The organism is Nonomuraea solani, from assembly GCF_900108335.1.
In the GTDB taxonomy this organism is placed as follows: domain Bacteria; phylum Actinomycetota; class Actinomycetes; order Streptosporangiales; family Streptosporangiaceae; genus Nonomuraea; species Nonomuraea solani.
On record NZ_FNVT01000001.1, the window covers coordinates 494,058 to 510,418 of the forward strand.

The following is a 16,361-nucleotide window of genomic DNA, read 5'->3' on the forward strand; positions in this document are numbered from 1 at the left end:
GCGGCTCAGTGGCGCGGACTCTTGCGCACCTCGTGCTCGGCGCTCCACGCGCGCAGGTATCGGTCCGCGTCGTCCGCGGAGTAGTGCTTCCTCAGCGCCGCGCTCAGACCGACGCCGATGGAGCCGCCGTCGGCCGGCCGGCCCATGGGATCACCCAGAAGAAAGCGGAAGAACGCCTTCATGGTCATGCACCTCCTGTACGTACCGCTCCACCCTCTACCCGAGGTGTTTCGGAGCATGTGGCCTTCTGTGAACGTCACATCAATCCCCCCGACCGGACCCGTCCACCTGACCCGGCCGTCCCTCCCGAGCCACTGAGCCCGGCCGTCCATGCCGTGCCACGGGACGCCTGCCGCCTGCACCGAGCCCCCGGCCCAGCCGACTTCACCCGGTCCGGCCAAGCGCGTCTCCACGCGTGCCGAACCGACCTCACCCCTTAAAGGGACCTCAGCCGAAGTACGGCGGAGACGGAAGGGAGAGGGGAAGCCGTGACGACGAACGGGATCGGGGTTGACCTGGAGTCAGCCCGCCTTCCCAAGCCGCCGAGGCCGCCGCCGCCGGACAGGCTTGGGAGCAGGCTCCACCGGCTCGTTCTCCCGCTGCTCCATGTAGGAAGCCCGGGTGTGCTCGGTATGGTCCCGCATGATCTTCGCAGCCTCACGCTCATCGCCCGCCTCGATCGCGTCGATCAGCGACGTGTGCTCATCCCACGAGGCCATGCCCCGCTGCCGGGCCACGGGCGTGTGATACCACCGCACCCGCCTGGCCACCTGAGCCGCCAGCTCGGCCAGAACCATGTTGCCCGACAAGGCGGTCACCAGGTGGTGCAGCTCGGAGTTGGTCGCAACGGCCGAGTCGACGTCGTCGGACTCCACCGCGGCGATGCCCCGCGCACACAGGGCCCGCAACCGCTTCACACCATCCTCACCGGCATGCAAGGCGGCGAGCCGGGCGGACTCGGTCTCCAGTAGTGTGCGCACGGCGAGAAGCTGGTCGGCCTCCTCCAGCGTCGGTACGTGCACAAAGGCGCCCTGACCCGGGTGCAGATCCACCCAGCCTTCACCACTGAGCTGCTGCAGAGCCTCGCGGACCGGCTGCCTGGAGACACCGAGCAACTCGGCCAGCTCACTCTCGACGAGGTGCTGACCGGGCTTGAGCTGGCCGGAGACGATGAGCTCCTGGATGGCCTCGATCACGCTCTCCCTGAGCGTGGCGGGGCGGGGAATCTTGGCGGCCGCCGTCTGACCGGCCTGATCGGACAGCAACATGGTCACGTCTCCAGAGCAGCGTTAAAGTTTTTCGTCGACTGCCTACAGCATACCGTCCAGGGGTTGCCCACGGTCGTGAGTCTCATCACAGGGGTCGTCACAGGGATGGTCGCGGAGGCGGTCGTGAAGGCGGCCACGGAGGTGGTCGCGGGGGCGGTCACGCGGGCCGTCATGACGGCGCGTTACAGGGGGATGGTCGCGGGCAGGCCGGGGATGCGCAGGCGGGGCGTGGCCAGGGCGGGCAACGCCGCCAGCGCGGCCGCCGCCAGGAGCGCGGTGCCGGGGGCGTTCAGGGCGACGAGGGCCAGCGCCACGGCCGCCACCCCCGCCAGGGCCTTGGCGCTGTAGACGACCGCGTGGATCTCGCCGGCGCCCTCGGTGCCGAAGAACTCACGTACGAGGCTGGCCACCAGCGGATAGAACGCACCCCCGCCCAGCCCGGCCGCCACGACCCCGGCCCACAGCACCGGCCCGCCCACTCCATCTGCCCCACCGGCGATCGCCGTGGTGCTCTGGAAGGTGGTGGCGAGGAGGACCTGGCCGGTGGCCAGCGCGGTGAGGACGGCGGCCAGGGTGCGGCGGCGGCCGAGGAGTTCGGCGGCGCGCATGGCGGCCGAGCGGCCGGCGCCGTTGAGGGCCACCAGGAGCGCCAGGGCGCCCCAGGAGCCGGTGCTCGCGACCACGATCACGTCGAACACCGACACGGCCCCGGCGCAGATCAGGATGAGAGCGAGCGCCGGAAGCGCGCGCGTGCGCAGCGCCTGGGACAGCAGGAACTGCTTGGCCGCCTCAGGAGCCGTGCGCAGCCGGGCCGCGTCGAGGGCGTGGGTGCGCGGGTCCACGGTGTCGGGCCACCACAGCGGCGGGGGCAGGCGCAGGTGCCGGGCCGCCGCCCCGATGACGGCCGCCGCGATGACGGCGGCGACCAGGAAGGCGGCGGACGTGGCGCCGGGCGCGATCCCGGCCCACACCAGCAGGGGTACGGCCCCGTACCCGAAGGCGCCGGTGATCAGGCCGACCCGGGCGGCGGGCCGTTCCGGGTACCAGGAGGACACGACCTGCCCGCACACCCCATAGACCAGCCCCGCCCCCAGCCCCCCGAGCAGGGCGTACCCGAGAAAAGCCAGAAAGACCAGTGCGCCCGACCCGGTGAGCGCGGCCCCCGTGACCGCGGGGCCGGTGAGGGCGGCTGTGGCGAGGCCGAGGGCGCTCAGCGCGGCGCCCGCGATCAGGGCGGTGCGGACGGTCAGGCGGCCGCGGCGGACCAAGTGGAGGGCGGGCAGGGCGCCCACCGCCTGGCAGGCGATCCAGGCGGCGAGGAGCGTCAGCCCCGCCGGTTCGCGGGTGAGCAGCGCGGCGTAGCCGTACTGGAGCGGGCTGATCGCGGCCATGGCCCCCAGGGCGAGCCAGAACATCCGGGTGCGGTCGGCGGGGACGGGGCCGGGAAGGTACGAGCGCCCGCGCCAGTCCTTAACTGCATTCTCCATACGGTATGCAATATCCAGAAAACAGCCGCCTGTCGAGACCCTAGACGGAGGATACTCCATACGGTATACCGTCTACAAAGGAGGCTCGAATGGACCTGTACGAACACCAGGCGAAGGAGCTCTTCGGGCGTCACGGGATCCCCGTACCGGCAGGCGGGGTGGCGACCACACCAGCACAGGCCCGCGCCATCGCGGCCGAGCTGAACGCGCCCGTGGTCATCAAAGCCCAGGTGAAGACCGGCGGACGGGGCAAGGCGGGCGGGATCAGACCGGCGGCGGGGCCGGTCGCGGCCGAGACGGAGGCCGATCGCGTCCTGGGAATGGCCATCAAGGGGCACATGGCGCGCACCGTGCTGGTGGAGGCCGCGACCGTGCCGTTCGAGGAGTATTACGCGGCCTTCCTGGTGGACCGCGCCGAGGGCGGGTTCCTGGCGATGGTGTCGGGCCAGGGCGGCATGGAGATCGAGGAGCTGGCGGCCACGAACCCCGACGCCCTCGTGAGGTTGCCGATCGACCCGGTGACCGGCGTGGACGCGGACACCGCCCGGCTGCTGGCGGCCAAGGCGGGCCTGCCCGAGCAGGCGGCGGGGGTGCTCGAACAACTGTGGAAGGTGCTGGTCGCCGAGGACGCCCTGCTGGTCGAGGTGAACCCGCTGATCTGCACCACCGACCAGCGGATCGTGGCACTCGACGGCAAGGTCACCCTGGACGACAACGCCGCCTTCCGGCACGGCTGGGAGTACGGCGAGCAGGCGGACACCCTGGAGGACCGGGCCAAGGCCAAAGGCTTGAACTACGTCAAACTGGACGGCAAGGTCGGCGTGATCGGCAACGGCGCGGGGCTCGTCATGAGCACGCTCGACGTGGTCGCCGGAGCCGGCGCCGCCCCGGCCAATTTCCTGGACATCGGCGGCGGCGCCTCCGCCCAGGTGATGGCCGACGGCCTGGAGATCATCCTGGCCGACCCCGACGTGCGCTCGGTGCTGGTCAACGTCTTCGGCGGCATCACGACCTGCGACGCGGTGGCGAACGGCATCGTCACCGCACTCGAACTCCTCGGCGAGCGCGGCCACGGCACGCCCATCGTCGTACGGCTGGACGGCAACAACGCCGAGGTGGGCCGGCGCATCCTCAGCGACGCCAGGCACCCGGCGGTCCGCCAGGTCTCCACCATGGACGGCGCCGCCGAGACGGCGGCCAGACTCGCGGCAGGTGCGTAAATGGCGATCTTTCTGACCAAGGACAGCCGGGTGCTCGTCCAGGGCATGACCGGCGCGGAGGGCACCAGGCACACGGCCCGCATGCTGGCCGCGGGCACCGACGTCGTGGCCGGGGTGACGCCCGGCAAGGGCGGCAGGTCGGTGGACTTCGGCGAGCGTACGGTGCCCGTGTTCGGCTCGGTGGCCGAGGCGGTGACGGAGACCGGGGCGGACGTCTCGGTGATCTTCGTGCCGCCCCGGTTCACCGGCTCGGCCGTCGAGGAGGCCGTCGCGGTGGGGGTGCCGCTCTGCGTGGTCATCACCGAGGGCGTGCCGGTGCACGACGCCGTACGCTTCCGCGCCCTGGCCGCCGGCCGGAGCCGGATCATCGGGCCCAACTGCCCCGGCCTGATCAGCCCCGGGCAGTCGTCGGCCGGGATCATCCCCGCCGACATCACCGCCGCCGGGCGGATCGGGCTGGTCTCGAAGTCGGGGACGCTGACGTACCAGCTCATGTACGAGCTGCGCGACCTCGGCTTCTCCACGGCCGTCGGCATCGGCGGCGACCCGGTGATCGGGACCACGCACATCGACTGCCTCCAGGCGTTCCAGGAGGATCCGGGCACCGACGCCATCGTGATGATCGGCGAGATCGGCGGCGACGCCGAGGAGCGGGCCGCCGCCCACATCGCCGCCAACGTCACCAAGCCCGTGGTCGCGTACGTGGCCGGGTTCACCGCGCCGGAGGGCAGGACCATGGGCCACGCGGGCGCGATCGTGTCCGGTTCGTCCGGCACCGCGCAGGCCAAGAAGGAGGCACTCGAAGCGGTCGGGGTACGCGTGGGGCGCACCCCGTCCGAGACCGCCCGTCTCATGCGATCGGTGCTGAAGTCATGAGATACGACGTCAACCTCTCCATCCTGTTCACGGACCTGCCGCTGCTGGAGCGCCCGGCCGCGGCGGCCAAGGCCGGGTTCGACGCGGTCGAGCTCTGGTGGCCGTTCGGCACGCCCGACCCCGGCGGCGCCGAGCTCGCCGCGCTGCGTGAGGCCATCGAGGACGCCGGCGTCCGGCTCGTCGGCCTGAACTTCGACGCCGGCGACATGGCGGCGGGCGAGCGCGGCCTGCTGGCCAGGCCGGACGGCTCGGCCCGCTTCCAGGCCAACATCGACGTCGCGGTCCAGCTCGCGGGCGAGCTGGGCTGCGGGGTGCTCAACGCCCTCTACGGCAACGGCCCCGGCACCGACCGCGACCTGGCCGTGGCCAACCTGCGCCGGGCGGCGGACGCGGCGGCCGGCATCGGCGCGACCGTGGTCGTCGAGGCGCTCAACTCCCACGAGAACCCGCACTACCCGATCACGTCGGCGGGCGCGGCGTTCGAGCTGATCGACCAGGTGGACAGGGAGAACGTGGCGTTCCTGGCCGACCTGTACCACCTGCACCGGATGGGCGAGAACGTGCTCGCGCTCATCGACCGGCACGCGGCGCGGTTCGGCCACGTGCAGATCGCCGACGACCCCGGAAGGGGGTGGCCGGGCAGCGGGCGCATGCCGTACGCGGAGATCTTCGCGCGGCTGGAGGCCGCGGGCTACACCGGCCACGTCGGCCTGGAATACCGGCATGAGGGGCCGGGCGCGTTCGAGTGGAGGCAGCGATGAACATCGGCTTCGTCGGCTTGGGGATCATGGGCAGCCCGATGGCGGCCAACCTCCTCAAAGCCGGATATGTCGTGACCGGCTATGACGTGAGCCCCGCGCGCGTCGAACGGCTCGCCGCGCTGGGCGGCAAGGCCGCGCCCGGCGTCGTCGACGCGGTCGCCGGCGCGGACGTGGTGATCACCATGCTGCCCGACTCTCCGCAGGTGGCGGAGGTGGCGCCGCTGGTCATCGAGTACGGCAGGCCGAACCTGCTCTACATCGACATGAGCACCATCAAGCCCGAGACCTCCCGCTGGGTCGCCCAGAAGGCGGCGGCGGCCGGCGTACGGGCCGTGGACGCCCCCGTCAGTGGCGGCGAGCGCGGCGCGGTCGACGGCACCCTGTCGATCATGGTGGGCGGCGCGGCCGAAGACGTCGAGAAGGCCCGGCCCGTCCTGGAGCGCCTCGGCACCACGATCGTCCACGTCGGCCCGGCCGGCTCGGGACAGACCGTCAAGGCGGCCAACCAGATCGTCGTCGGCGGCATCTACGGGCTGGTGTCGGAGGCGATCGTGCTGCTGGAGGCGTCGGGCGTGGACCCGGTGGCCGGGCTCGACGTGCTCGCGGGCGGCCTGGCAGGCTCCAGGATCCTCGAACTCAAGCGGCACACCATGGTCAAACGGGAGTTCGCCCCCGGCTTCCGCATCGACCTGCACCACAAGGACATGGGCATCGCCGTCGCCGCCGCCCGCGAGGCCGGGGTCAGCCTGCCGCTCACGGGCCAGATCGCCCAGCTCGTCGCGGCCGCCAGGGCGCAGGGGCACGGCTCGCTCGACCACTCCGCCCTGCTCAAGGTCGTCGAAAGGCTCAACGCATGAAAAGGGTCCCCTGCATGGAGGCCGTGGTGGCGGTGCTGGAGTCGGAGGGGGTGGACACCGTCTTCGGCATCCCGGGGGCGGCCATCCTGCCGCTGTACGCGGCGCTGCAGCACAGCTCGATCAGGCACATCACCGTACGGCACGAGGAGGGCGGCACCCACGCGGCCGACGGGTGGGCCAGGGTGACCGGGAACGTCGGCGTCTGCATCGGCACCTCGGGACCCGCCGGCACGAACATGATCACCGGCCTCTACACCGCCCTGGCCGACTCGATCCCGATGATCTGTATCACCGGGCAGGCGGTGTCCTCCAAGCTGCACCAGGAGGCGTTCCAGGCGGTCGACATCGTGGAGATCGCCCGGCCGGTCACCAAATGGGCGGTCCAGCTCAAGGAGCCCGCCCAGGCCCCGTGGGTGTTCAGGGAGGCGTTCAGGATCGCCCGCTCGGGGCGTCCGGGCCCCGTGCTGATCGACCTGCCGGTCGACGTCCAGCGGGGCCTGTGCCTGTACGACCGTGAGCTGGACGCCCCGCTGCCCGTCGAGGCGCCGAAGCCGCTGCCCAAGGCCGTGCGCAAGGCCATGGACCTGCTGGAGGAGGCCAGGCGGCCGATCATCCTGGCCGGCGGCGGCGTGATCGTCGGCGAGGCGTGGGACGAGCTGCGCGCCCTGGCCGAGCACCTCCAGGTGCCCGTGCAGGTGACGCTGATGGGCAAGGGCGCCTTCCCCGAGGACCATCCGCTGTTCGCGGGAATGGCCGGCATCCAGACCCAGACGCGGTGGGGCAACGCCGCGTTCCTGGCCAGCGACCTGGTCCTGGCCGTGGGCGCCAGGTTCGGCGACCGGCACACCGGCGACCTCGACGTCTACCGGCGCGGGCGCACGTTCGTGCACGTGGACATCGAGCCGACGCAGATCGGCCGGGTCTTCGAGCCCGACCTCGGGATCGTCGGGCACGCGCGGCCGGTCCTGGCGGAGCTGCGCGACGAGGCGCGCCGCCGCGGCGGCCCGCGGGAGCCGGGCAAGTGGGTGAGCAAGGTCGCCGACCTGCGCCGCACGATGCTGCGCCGGGACGACTTCGAGGACGTGCCGATCAAGCCGCCCCGGGTGTTCAAGGAGATCAACGAGTATTTCGGCAGGGACACCACCTTCGTCACCGCCATCGGGCTCTACCAGATCTGGTCGGGCCAGTTCCAGACGACGTTCCTGCCGCGCCGCTACCTGGTGTGCGGCCAGGCCGGGCCGCTGGGCTGGGAGGTGCCGGCCGCCATGGGGGTCAAGCTCGCCCATCCCGAGCGGCAGGTCGTGGCGGTGGTCGGCGACTACTCCTTCCAGTTCCTGATGGAGGAGGTGGCGGTGGCGGCGCAGTACCGGATCCCGTTCGTCATCGTCATGATCAACAACGAGTACCTGGGTCTCATCAGGCAGGCGGAGCTCCCGTACGGGATGAACTACGCCGTGGACCTGCACTACGGCGAGGGCGGCATCGACCATGTCAAGGCCATGGAGGCGTTCGGCTGCCCGGCGCGCCGCGTGGAGTTGCCCGGCGACATCCAGGACGCACTCGCCTGGGCGTCCGCCGAGGCGGCGCGCGAGCGGCTGCCGGTGCTGGTGGAGGTGATGGTGGAGCGCGAGGCGAACGCCGCCATGGGCCCCTCGCTGGAGGCGATCAAGGAGTTCGAGCCGCTGCCCGAGCTCATCACCGCGGACTGGTCCGACTGAGGAGGAGCGCATGCAGCTCAAGCCGGGTACGTCCTGGTCCGAGACCTACCAGCAGTGCTGTACGGCGGCTCCGGAGGCCTTCCACGACGACCGGGTGCTGAACCACTGGGGCGGCATCTGGCACCGCGACGGCCGCCCCGTGCCCGGTTTCTCGCCCCTCGACGGCACCGCGATCGCGGGCCTGCCCAGGCTCGACCGGGCGGGTGCGGGCCGGGCGGTGGCGGGCGCCGTCGAGGAGCACCGCCGCTGGCGTTACCTGCCGCTCGACGAGCGCAAGGCCATGGTCGCCGCCGCCGTGGAGTCCATGGCGGCCCACCGCGACCTGCTGGCCATGCTGCTGGTCTGGGAGATCGGCAAGCCGTGGAAGACCGCCTGCGCCGACGTGGACCGCTGCCTGGACGGCGTGCGCTGGTATCTCGGCGAGATCGACCGCATGGTGGCCGGGCGCACCCCGCTGCCCGGCCCGGTCAGCAACATCGCGAGCTGGAACTATCCGATGAGCGTGCTCATGCACGCCATGCTCGTGCAGGCGCTGGCCGGCAACGCGGTGATCGCCAAGACGCCCACCGACGGCGGGCTGACCTGCCTGACCCTCGCGTGCGCGCTGGCCGTCCGGGAAGGGCTGCCGTTCACGCTGGTCAGCGGGGGAGGGGCGGAGCTGTCGCCGGTGCTGGTGGCGGGGCGCTCGCTGGGGTGCGTGTCGTTCGTGGGCGGCAGGGACGCGGGGTCGAAGGTGGTGACCTCACTGGCCGACCTCGGCCGCCGGCACGTGCTGGAGCAGGAGGGGCTCAACTGCTGGGGCGTGTGGGAGTACGGCGACTGGGACCTGCTGAGCCGGCAGATCCGGGCGTCCTTCGACTACGGCAAGCAGCGGTGCACCGCCTATCCGCGGTTCGTGGTGCGGCGGTCGTTGTTCCACGAGTTCCTGGGGGCCTACCTGGAGGCCGTCGGGTCGTTGCGCTTCGGCCATCCGCTCGCGGTCGCGGGCCCCGATGACCCGCTGCCGGAGCTGGACTTCGGGCCGCTGATCAACGCCTCGAAGGCCAAGGAGCTGACGGACCAGGTGGACGAGGCGATCGGGCGGGGCGGCGTGCCGATCCACCGGGCGTCCCTCGACGCCGGACATTTCCTGCCGGGGCAGGATATTTCCGCGTACTTCGCTCCGACGGCGCTGCTCAACCCGCCGCCCTCCTCCCCGCTCCACCACGCCGAGCCGTTCGGCCCGGTGGACACGATCGTGCTGGTGGACACGGAGGCGGAGCTGCTGGCCGCCATGAACGCCAGCAACGGCGCCCTGGTCGCCACGCTGTCGTGCGACGAGGAGGAGACGTTCCACCGGCTGGCGCCCGAGGTGCGGGCGTTCAAGGTCGGCCACAACCGGCCGCGCTCGCGCGGCGACCGCGACGAGCTGTTCGGCGGGCTCGGCGCGTCGTGGCGGGGCGCGTTCGTCGGCGGCGACCTGCTCGTCCGCGCCGCCACCGCCGGCCAGGACGGCGAACGCCTGCCGGGCAACTTCCCGCACTACACGCTGCTGCCGTAAGGCGCTAAAGCGCCCCGAAGCGGGTCGCCGCCAGCAGGACGAGAAAGGTCAGCATGGCGACCCGCAGCAGTTTGCCGCCGATCCCCAGCGACGGCCACGACAGAAAGGCCAGCCAGCCGATGAACGCGATCACCGGCAGCACGGCCACCCCGCCGAGCGGATTGGTCACGGCGAACCCCGCCAGCAGCAGGATCACCAGCACGACGGGCGCCACCCACCTGGGCACCTGCGTGAACAAGTAGGCCATCGGCACCGCGCTGCGCTGCTCGACGGCCTTGCGCAGGCCGGTCGCGCCCGGCGTGAAGAACTGCTCGCCCTGGGGTGTCGGGCGGCGCTTGTTGTCAGGGGCCACGGCCAAGAGCCTACGGGAGTTCGCGCTCCAGGGGCGGTCAAGCGCCTCTAGGCTGGTCGCGTGCTCGCCGTGATCCGATACACCGTTCCAGAGTCCCAGTCCCAAGACTTCGTCAAGCAGGGCCACACGATCCTCGACACGTTCGCCGAACAACCCGGCTTCCTGCGGGGCAGGCTGGCCCGCTCGGTCGACGAGCCCAATCTCTGGGCGCTGATCACGGAGTGGGAGGGCGCCGGCTTCTATCGCAGAGCGCTCTCCGCCGCCCGGATGGTGATGTATCCATTGATGATTCTCATGGTCAACGAACCCAGTGCGTACGAGGACGTCCACACCCGAGATGGGGCGTAGCATTACTCGCGCCCGAGAGCGGGCGACCGTCCCCTAAGCTGGGATCTCACCAATTACAACTCGCCGACCTCCAGCCGGAAAGAGAATCAACCAAAATGGCACGACGCAACGACGTCATGGACACCATTGTCAGCCTCGCCAAACGCCGCGGGCTCGTATACCCGTCGAGCGAGATCTACGGCGGACTGCGCGCGTCGTGGGACTACGGTCCTCTGGGTGTCGAGCTGAAGAACAACGTCAAGCGGCAGTGGTGGCTGGCGACGGTCCAGTCGCGCGACGACGTGGTGGGCCTCGACTCCTCCGTCATCCTGGCACCCGAGGTGTGGCGGGCCAGCGGCCACGTCGAGACCTTCACCGACCCGCTCACCGAGTGCCTGTCCTGTCACAAGCGCTTCCGCGCCGATCACCTGATCGAGGCGTACGAGGAGAAGAACGGCAGGACGCCTGAAAACGGCCTGGCCGACATCACCTGCCCCAACTGCGGCAACAAGGGCACCTTCACCGAGCCGCGGCAGTTCAGCGGCCTGCTGAAGACCTTCCTCGGCCCGGTCGAGGACGAGTCGGGCCTGGCCTGGCTGCGCCCCGAGACCGCGCAGGGCATCTTCATCAACTACCTCAACGTGCAGCAGTCGGCGCGCAAGAAGGTCCCGTTCGGCATCGGCCAGATCGGCAAGTCGTTCCGCAACGAGATCACGCCGGGCAACTTCATCTTCCGCACCCGCGAGTTCGAGCAGATGGAGATGGAGTTCTTCGTCAAGCCGGGCACCGACGAGGAGTGGCACCAATACTGGATCGACGAGCGCTTCCGCTGGTACTCCGACCTGGGCATCAGCAAGGACAACCTGCGGCTCTACGAGCACCCCAAGGACAAGCTGTCCCACTACTCCAAGCGCACGGTCGACATCGAATACCGCTTCGGTTTCACCGGCTCGGAGTGGGGTGAGCTGGAGGGCGTGGCCAACCGCACCGACTTCGACCTCACCGCCCACTCCAAGGCGTCGGGCACCGACCTCAGCTTCTTCGAGCAGGACACGGGCGAGCGTTACGTCCCCTACGTCATCGAGCCGGCGGCCGGTGTCGACCGGGCCACGCTCACCTTCCTCCTCGACGCCTACACCGAGGACGAGGCGCCCAACGCCAAGGGCGTCATGGAGAAGCGCACGGTCATGCGGCTCGACCACCGGCTCGCGCCGGTCAAGGCCGCGGTGCTGCCGCTGTCGCGCAACGCCGACCTGTCGCCGAAGGCCCGTGACCTGGCCGCGCAGTTGCGCCGCCGGTGGAACGTGGAGTTCGACGACGCGGGCGCGATCGGCCGCCGCTACCGGCGCCAGGACGAGATCGGCACGCCGTTCTGCATCACCGTCGACTTCGACACCCTCGAAGACCACGCGGTGACGATCCGCGAGCGCGACACGATGGCGCAGGAGCGGATCTCGATCGACGGTGTGGAGTCCTATCTCCGCCAGCACCTGAACGACTGATCCTTTTGTGAGAAGGCCGCTCGCCGACCCCGGCGGGCGGCCTCTTCATTTGCGGGACCGTGCGGTACGCACGTTTCACCGGCTCCATGGTCATTCGTCCCTGGATACGTTTCAGATGAAGTCGTGCAGACTTTGACCACATGTGGCCGTCTTGATTGACAAGCCTCCGGCATACGCGGACATTGCGGGCATCCCTAGCGGTAATCGGGGGCCCGATTTTTCGGAGGCGCGATGAAGCGCACGTTCATCATGTTCGCTGGCATGCTCCTGTTACTCACCTCTCTTGCCGTCCCCCCTGCCTCGGCGGTGCCGAAGCCCCCGGCGGGGCCCGACGGCGTGTTCGTCTATACCGGCGAACTGTCCGCCGACCAGATGGCCACATTGGTCGCGGCGGGCGTCGACCGCGAGGAGATGCGGATCGTCAAGCGGGCGGACGGCAAGGTCACCATCGAGGTGATCCTGGCCTCCGCGCTGGCCGACAGACTCGCCGCGCAGGGCATCGGCCTGCGGGCGCAGGTGTCGGCGGCCCGGGCGGCCCAGCAGGACGGGGTCTTCAAGCGGTACGCGGGCGCGGGCGGCATCCGTGAGGAGATCATCGCCGCGGCCAACGCCAAGCCCGGCATCGCCAAGGTCGTCAACCTGGGCAACAGCATCAACGGCACGCCGATCACCGCGATCAAGGTGACCAAGGACGCCCGTGGTCTGGCCGACGGCAAGCGCCCGGCGATGCTGTACTCGGCGGCCCAGCACGCCCGCGAGTGGATCACGCCCGAGATGGTGCGGCGGCTGCTGCACCACTTCCTCAACGGCTACGGGACCAACGCCGAACTGACCAAGATCGTCAACACCACCGAGCTGTGGTTCGCTCCGGTGCTCAACCCGGACGGCTACGACTACACGTTCACGCCGAACAACCGGCTGTGGCGCAAGAACCTGCGGGACAACGACGGCGACGGCCAGATCACCAGCGTCGACGGCGTCGACCCGAACCGCAACTTCGCCTACAAGTGGGGCTACGACGACGAGGGCTCGTCAAGCCAGCCCTCCAGCCAGACCTACCGGGGCAGGAGCCCGCAGTCCGAGCCGGAGACCGTGGCGATCGACAACCTGACCAGGCGGGTGCGTTTCACGTACCTGCTGAACTACCACTCCGCGGCCATGCTGCTGCTGTACGGGATCGGCTGGCAGCAGGCCACACCGTCGCCCGACGACGTGATCTTCGAGGCCATGCTGGGCGACGACGCCACCCCGGCCGTGCCGACGTACGACCCGGACATCGGCGCCGAGCTGTACACCACCAACGGCGAGACCGACGGGCACATGACGAATGTGCGGAAGATCCTGTCGATCACGCCGGAGATGTCCACGTGCGAGGCGGCGGCCCAGAAGTACCCCGATGACGAGTGGACGGTGGAGGGCTGCGCCGGTGGGCTCGGGTTCACCTTCCCCGACGACGAGCGGCTGATCCAGGAGGAGTTCTTGATGAACGTCCCCCTGGCGGTGGCCGCGGCCAAGTCCGTGCAGACGCCGGACAAGCCGGTCTCCGTGGTGGGGCGCTCGGTGCCCGACTTCACGCCCGACTCCTTCTCCGTCTCGTACGGTGACCCGCAGCCGGTGGCCGTCAACGCCCGCCGGTCGCTGCTGGCCAAGGTGCTGCGCTACCGCATCAACGGCGGCCCGGCGCAGACCAGGCTGCTGAGCGAGTGGAAGGGCGGCGAGCGGTACGGCGACGAGAACGACCTGTACTTCGGCGAGTACCGAGCCACCGTGAGCGGGGCGAGACCGGGTGACAGGGTCGAGGTCTGGTTCCAGGGCCTCAAGCCAGGCGTCGGCCTGGTGTCCAGCTCGCACTTCACCTACCGGCTGGCCAAGGACTCCGCGGCCAAGGTGCTGGTCGTGGCCAACGAGGACTACACCGGCTTCAACCCGGACTATCCGCCCTCGGTGACCGCGCCCAAGTACGCCACCCAGTACCGCCAGGCGCTCCAGGCGGCCGGGTACGCCTCCGAGACGTGGGACGTCGACGCCCAGGGCGTGCCGCACCACCTCGGCGTGCTGTCGCACTTCAAGGGCCTGGTGTGGGAGCTGGGCGACAACCGGCTGTCCATGGACCAGCAGGACGTCGTCACGGTGACGCCGCTCGGCAACCTGCCGGACGCCGACGTCAAACGGTCGCAACAGGACCTGACCATCTCCGTCCGCGACTATCTCAACGAGGGCGGCAAACTCCTCTACACGGGCGAGACGGCCGGCTACTACGGCATTCTCGACACGATCGTCGGCGGCATCTACTACGGCATCGACGGCAACCCGGACGGCGACTGCGTGGTCACCACCATCCAGGGCCTGTTCGACGAGTGCCTGCTGCTGGCCGACGACTTCACCCAGTACTACATGGGCGTCGGCGGGCGCATCCCGCGCGCCAACCCGAGCGGCTTCACCGGCGCGGGCCCGCTGGCCGGCATCTCCGGTACGTTCGGCGGCCCGGCGACGGTGGACAACCCGCTGAACGAGGCCGGAGTCCTGCTGCCCATGGGCACGGACTTCCCGCGCTTCACCGGCACTCCGGCGGCGGACTACCAGCTCGGCACGCCGGGGCCGTTCGATCCCATCGAGGGACAGTGGTACGTCGCCGGTGCGCACGCCGACGACTCGTACATGCGGCTGACCAGGACGATCAACCTGGGCACCGTGACGGCGGCGCAGCAGCCGCGGCTGGCGTTCCAGCTCTCCTTCGACACCGAGCCCGGCTATGACAACGTCATCGTCGAGGCCCACACGGTCGGCCAGGAGAACTGGACCACGCTGCCCGACCTCAACGGCGGCACCGACACCGGTGTCCCGACAGAATGTGAGGCCGGGTTCTACCTGGCCGAGCACCCGTGGCTGCTGCACTACCTGACCGGCGGCAACCCGTGCACGCCGACCGGCACCTCCGGCTCGTGGAACCGGTTCACCGGGAACTCGGGCGGGTGGCAGCAGGTGGCCTTCGACCTGTCCGCGTACGCGGGGCAGCAGGTCGAGGTGTCGATCAGCTACGTGACCGACCCCAGCACCGGGGGCGTGGGCGCGTTCGTCGACGACACCCGGGTCACCACCTCGGCCGGCACCCTTGAGGCCGAGGGCTTCGAGGCCGGGCTGGGCGCCTGGGCGATCCCCGGACCTCCGGCGGGCAGCCCGACCGGCGGCGGCGACTTCGTCCGCGACCAGGCCGACACCACGGCGGCCGTGACCACCAAGGACACGGTGCTGCTGGGCTTCGGGCTGGAGCAGATCGGCGGCGACGCCGAACGTGTCGCGGCGCTGCGCAAGATGATCAGGTATTTGATCGGCTGATCACCTCACGGGACGGCCACTCCGCAAGGGGTGGCCGTCCTTTTTGGAGGGAAAGGGGAAGGGCGAACGGCCGCTCGCCCGGCCGGCCTTTTGCGCGCAGATCAGTTCTGTACGGCGGGGTCAGGTGAGGTGGCGGGCGAACCAGGCGAGGACGCGGTCGTAGGCCTGGGCGGCGGCCTGGGGGTTGTAGCGCTGGCCGGTGTCGTTGAAGAAGGCGTGCCCGACCCCGGGGAACGTGACGATCTCGTGGGTGAGGCCGGCCTTCTCCAGGGCGGTCTTGGCGGCGTCCCTGGTGGCGTTGACGCGGTCGTCCTGCTCGGCGTACACCCCCATCACGGCCGCCTTGGTGCCGGCCATGTCGGCGTTGTCCGGAAGCGGGCCGTAGAAGGGCACGGCGGCCGCCAGGCGGGGCTCGGCCGAGGACAGCATCAGCCACGTCATGCCGCCCCCGAAGCAGAACCCCATCATGCCGAGCTTGGCCCCCTCGGCCCGCTTGCCCAGCTCGCCCACCGCCGCCTTCATGTCGGCCACGAACCGCTCGGGCGCGATCTCCCCGAGCTTGGCGGTGGCCTGCGCGGTGTCGGTGAACGTCGCCGTACCGCCCTCCCTGGACAGCAGGTCGAGCGCCAGAGCCGAGTAGCCGCTGGCGGCCAGGCGGCCGGCGACCGAGCGGATGTGGTCGGTGAGCCCGCGGTTCTCGTGGATCACCAGCACCCCGCCCTTCGGTGAGGCGGCCGCCGCCCAGGCCCCCTGCAGCGTCGCCCCCTCCGGCCCGGGGAAGGTGATCGCCTCGGTGGGCAGCGGCGACGGCCCCGCCGGGCTCGCCGTGGTGGCCGGGGGAGCAGGGGCGGAGGTGGTGGGGGCCGCGGGTTCCGGCGGCGCGCCGCAGGCCGTGAGGAGGGCCGTGGCCGCGGGCAGGCCAAGGCCGAGCAGGGCCAGCCGACGCAGCGCTTCGCGGCGGGGGATCAGGCCGTCCACGTGATCGTGGGCGACCTCTTCTGCGAGATAGCGCTGGATGGGCGTCATGTCGGAGGTCTAACCCCATCGACCGAAAAACCGTGTAAAAGCGGCGGTTACGCGGGTTTTCGCGGTCGCTTGATGGCATGGGCCCCACGCC

At 70.6% G+C, this 16,361-nt stretch carries 14 protein-coding genes; 9 read left to right on the plus strand and 5 right to left on the minus strand.

Translation table 11 applies throughout. The features are described 5' to 3' along the window. Nucleotides 1-5 precede the first annotated feature (5 nt). From C4V41_RS61620 to C4V41_RS02295, 3 genes are all read right to left on the minus strand, one after another. Complete coding sequence (locus tag C4V41_RS61620) at nucleotides 6-182, minus strand: hypothetical protein (RefSeq protein WP_160150141.1); 177 nt, start codon at nucleotides 180-182, stop codon at nucleotides 6-8. 339 nt (nucleotides 183-521) lie between these two features. Further along, the gene (locus tag C4V41_RS02290; protein WP_103954026.1) at nucleotides 522-1,268 is read right to left on the minus strand and encodes a GntR family transcriptional regulator; all 747 of its coding nucleotides are present in this window, start codon (nucleotides 1,266-1,268) and stop codon (nucleotides 522-524) included. A gap of 182 nt (nucleotides 1,269-1,450) precedes the next feature. After that, nucleotides 1,451-2,755: an MFS transporter gene (locus C4V41_RS02295; RefSeq protein WP_103954027.1), complete on the minus strand. Its 1,305-nt coding sequence runs from the start codon at nucleotides 2,753-2,755 to the stop codon at nucleotides 1,451-1,453. A gap of 89 nt (nucleotides 2,756-2,844) precedes the next feature. On the opposite strand from C4V41_RS02295, the gene sucC reads away from it, so the two are divergent. Genes sucC through C4V41_RS02325 form a run of 6 tightly spaced genes read left to right on the plus strand, consistent with a single transcriptional unit; the run spans nucleotide 2,845 to nucleotide 9,727 of the window. Next, entirely contained in the window at nucleotides 2,845-3,975 is a 1,131-nt protein-coding gene (sucC, locus tag C4V41_RS02300) for an ADP-forming succinate--CoA ligase subunit beta (RefSeq protein ID WP_103954028.1), read from the plus strand. Continuing rightward, on the plus strand, nucleotides 3,976-4,851 hold the full coding sequence (gene sucD / locus C4V41_RS02305) for a succinate--CoA ligase subunit alpha (RefSeq protein WP_103954029.1): 876 nt from the start codon (nucleotides 3,976-3,978) through the stop codon (nucleotides 4,849-4,851). Further along, nucleotides 4,848-5,612 carry a hydroxypyruvate isomerase family protein gene (locus C4V41_RS02310; RefSeq protein ID WP_103954030.1) on the plus strand — a complete coding sequence of 255 codons (765 nt, stop codon included), beginning with the start codon at nucleotides 4,848-4,850 and terminating at the stop codon, nucleotides 5,610-5,612. The genes sucD and C4V41_RS02310 overlap by 4 nt, the downstream gene beginning before the upstream one ends. Beyond that, on the plus strand, nucleotides 5,609-6,469 hold the full coding sequence (locus tag C4V41_RS02315) for an NAD(P)-dependent oxidoreductase (protein ID WP_103954031.1): 861 nt from the start codon (nucleotides 5,609-5,611) through the stop codon (nucleotides 6,467-6,469). The genes C4V41_RS02310 and C4V41_RS02315 overlap by 4 nt, the downstream gene beginning before the upstream one ends. Then, on the plus strand, nucleotides 6,466-8,187 hold the full coding sequence (gene gcl / locus C4V41_RS02320) for a glyoxylate carboligase (protein WP_103954032.1): 1,722 nt from the start codon (nucleotides 6,466-6,468) through the stop codon (nucleotides 8,185-8,187). The genes C4V41_RS02315 and gcl overlap by 4 nt, the downstream gene beginning before the upstream one ends. Nucleotides 8,188-8,197: 10 nt before the next feature. After that, complete coding sequence (locus C4V41_RS02325; protein ID WP_103954033.1) at nucleotides 8,198-9,727, plus strand: aldehyde dehydrogenase family protein; 1,530 nt, start codon at nucleotides 8,198-8,200, stop codon at nucleotides 9,725-9,727. Between the two features lie 4 nt (nucleotides 9,728-9,731). Here C4V41_RS02325 and C4V41_RS02330 read toward each other — a convergent pair whose 3' ends face one another. Continuing rightward, nucleotides 9,732-10,079, minus strand: coding sequence for a DUF6703 family protein (locus tag C4V41_RS02330; protein ID WP_235029864.1), 348 nt, complete (start codon nucleotides 10,077-10,079; stop codon nucleotides 9,732-9,734). 60 nt (nucleotides 10,080-10,139) lie between these two features. On the opposite strand from C4V41_RS02330, the gene C4V41_RS02335 reads away from it, so the two are divergent. From C4V41_RS02335 to C4V41_RS02345, 3 genes are all read left to right on the plus strand, one after another. Continuing rightward, nucleotides 10,140-10,427, plus strand: coding sequence for an antibiotic biosynthesis monooxygenase family protein (locus C4V41_RS02335; protein ID WP_103954035.1), 288 nt, complete (start codon nucleotides 10,140-10,142; stop codon nucleotides 10,425-10,427). 95 nt (nucleotides 10,428-10,522) lie between these two features. Further along, a complete protein-coding gene (locus C4V41_RS02340; protein ID WP_103954036.1) occupies nucleotides 10,523-11,908 on the plus strand; it encodes a glycine--tRNA ligase in 1,386 nt (461 codons plus the stop codon). 261 nt (nucleotides 11,909-12,169) lie between these two features. Further along, nucleotides 12,170-15,244, plus strand: a complete 3,075-nt coding sequence (locus C4V41_RS02345) for a M14 family metallopeptidase (protein ID WP_200823691.1) — start codon at nucleotides 12,170-12,172, stop codon at nucleotides 15,242-15,244. Between the two features lie 120 nt (nucleotides 15,245-15,364). On the opposite strand, the gene C4V41_RS02350 is transcribed toward C4V41_RS02345, so the two are convergent. Then, entirely contained in the window at nucleotides 15,365-16,270 is a 906-nt protein-coding gene (locus C4V41_RS02350) for a dienelactone hydrolase family protein (RefSeq protein ID WP_103954038.1), read from the minus strand. Nucleotides 16,271-16,361: the final 91 nt, after the last annotated feature.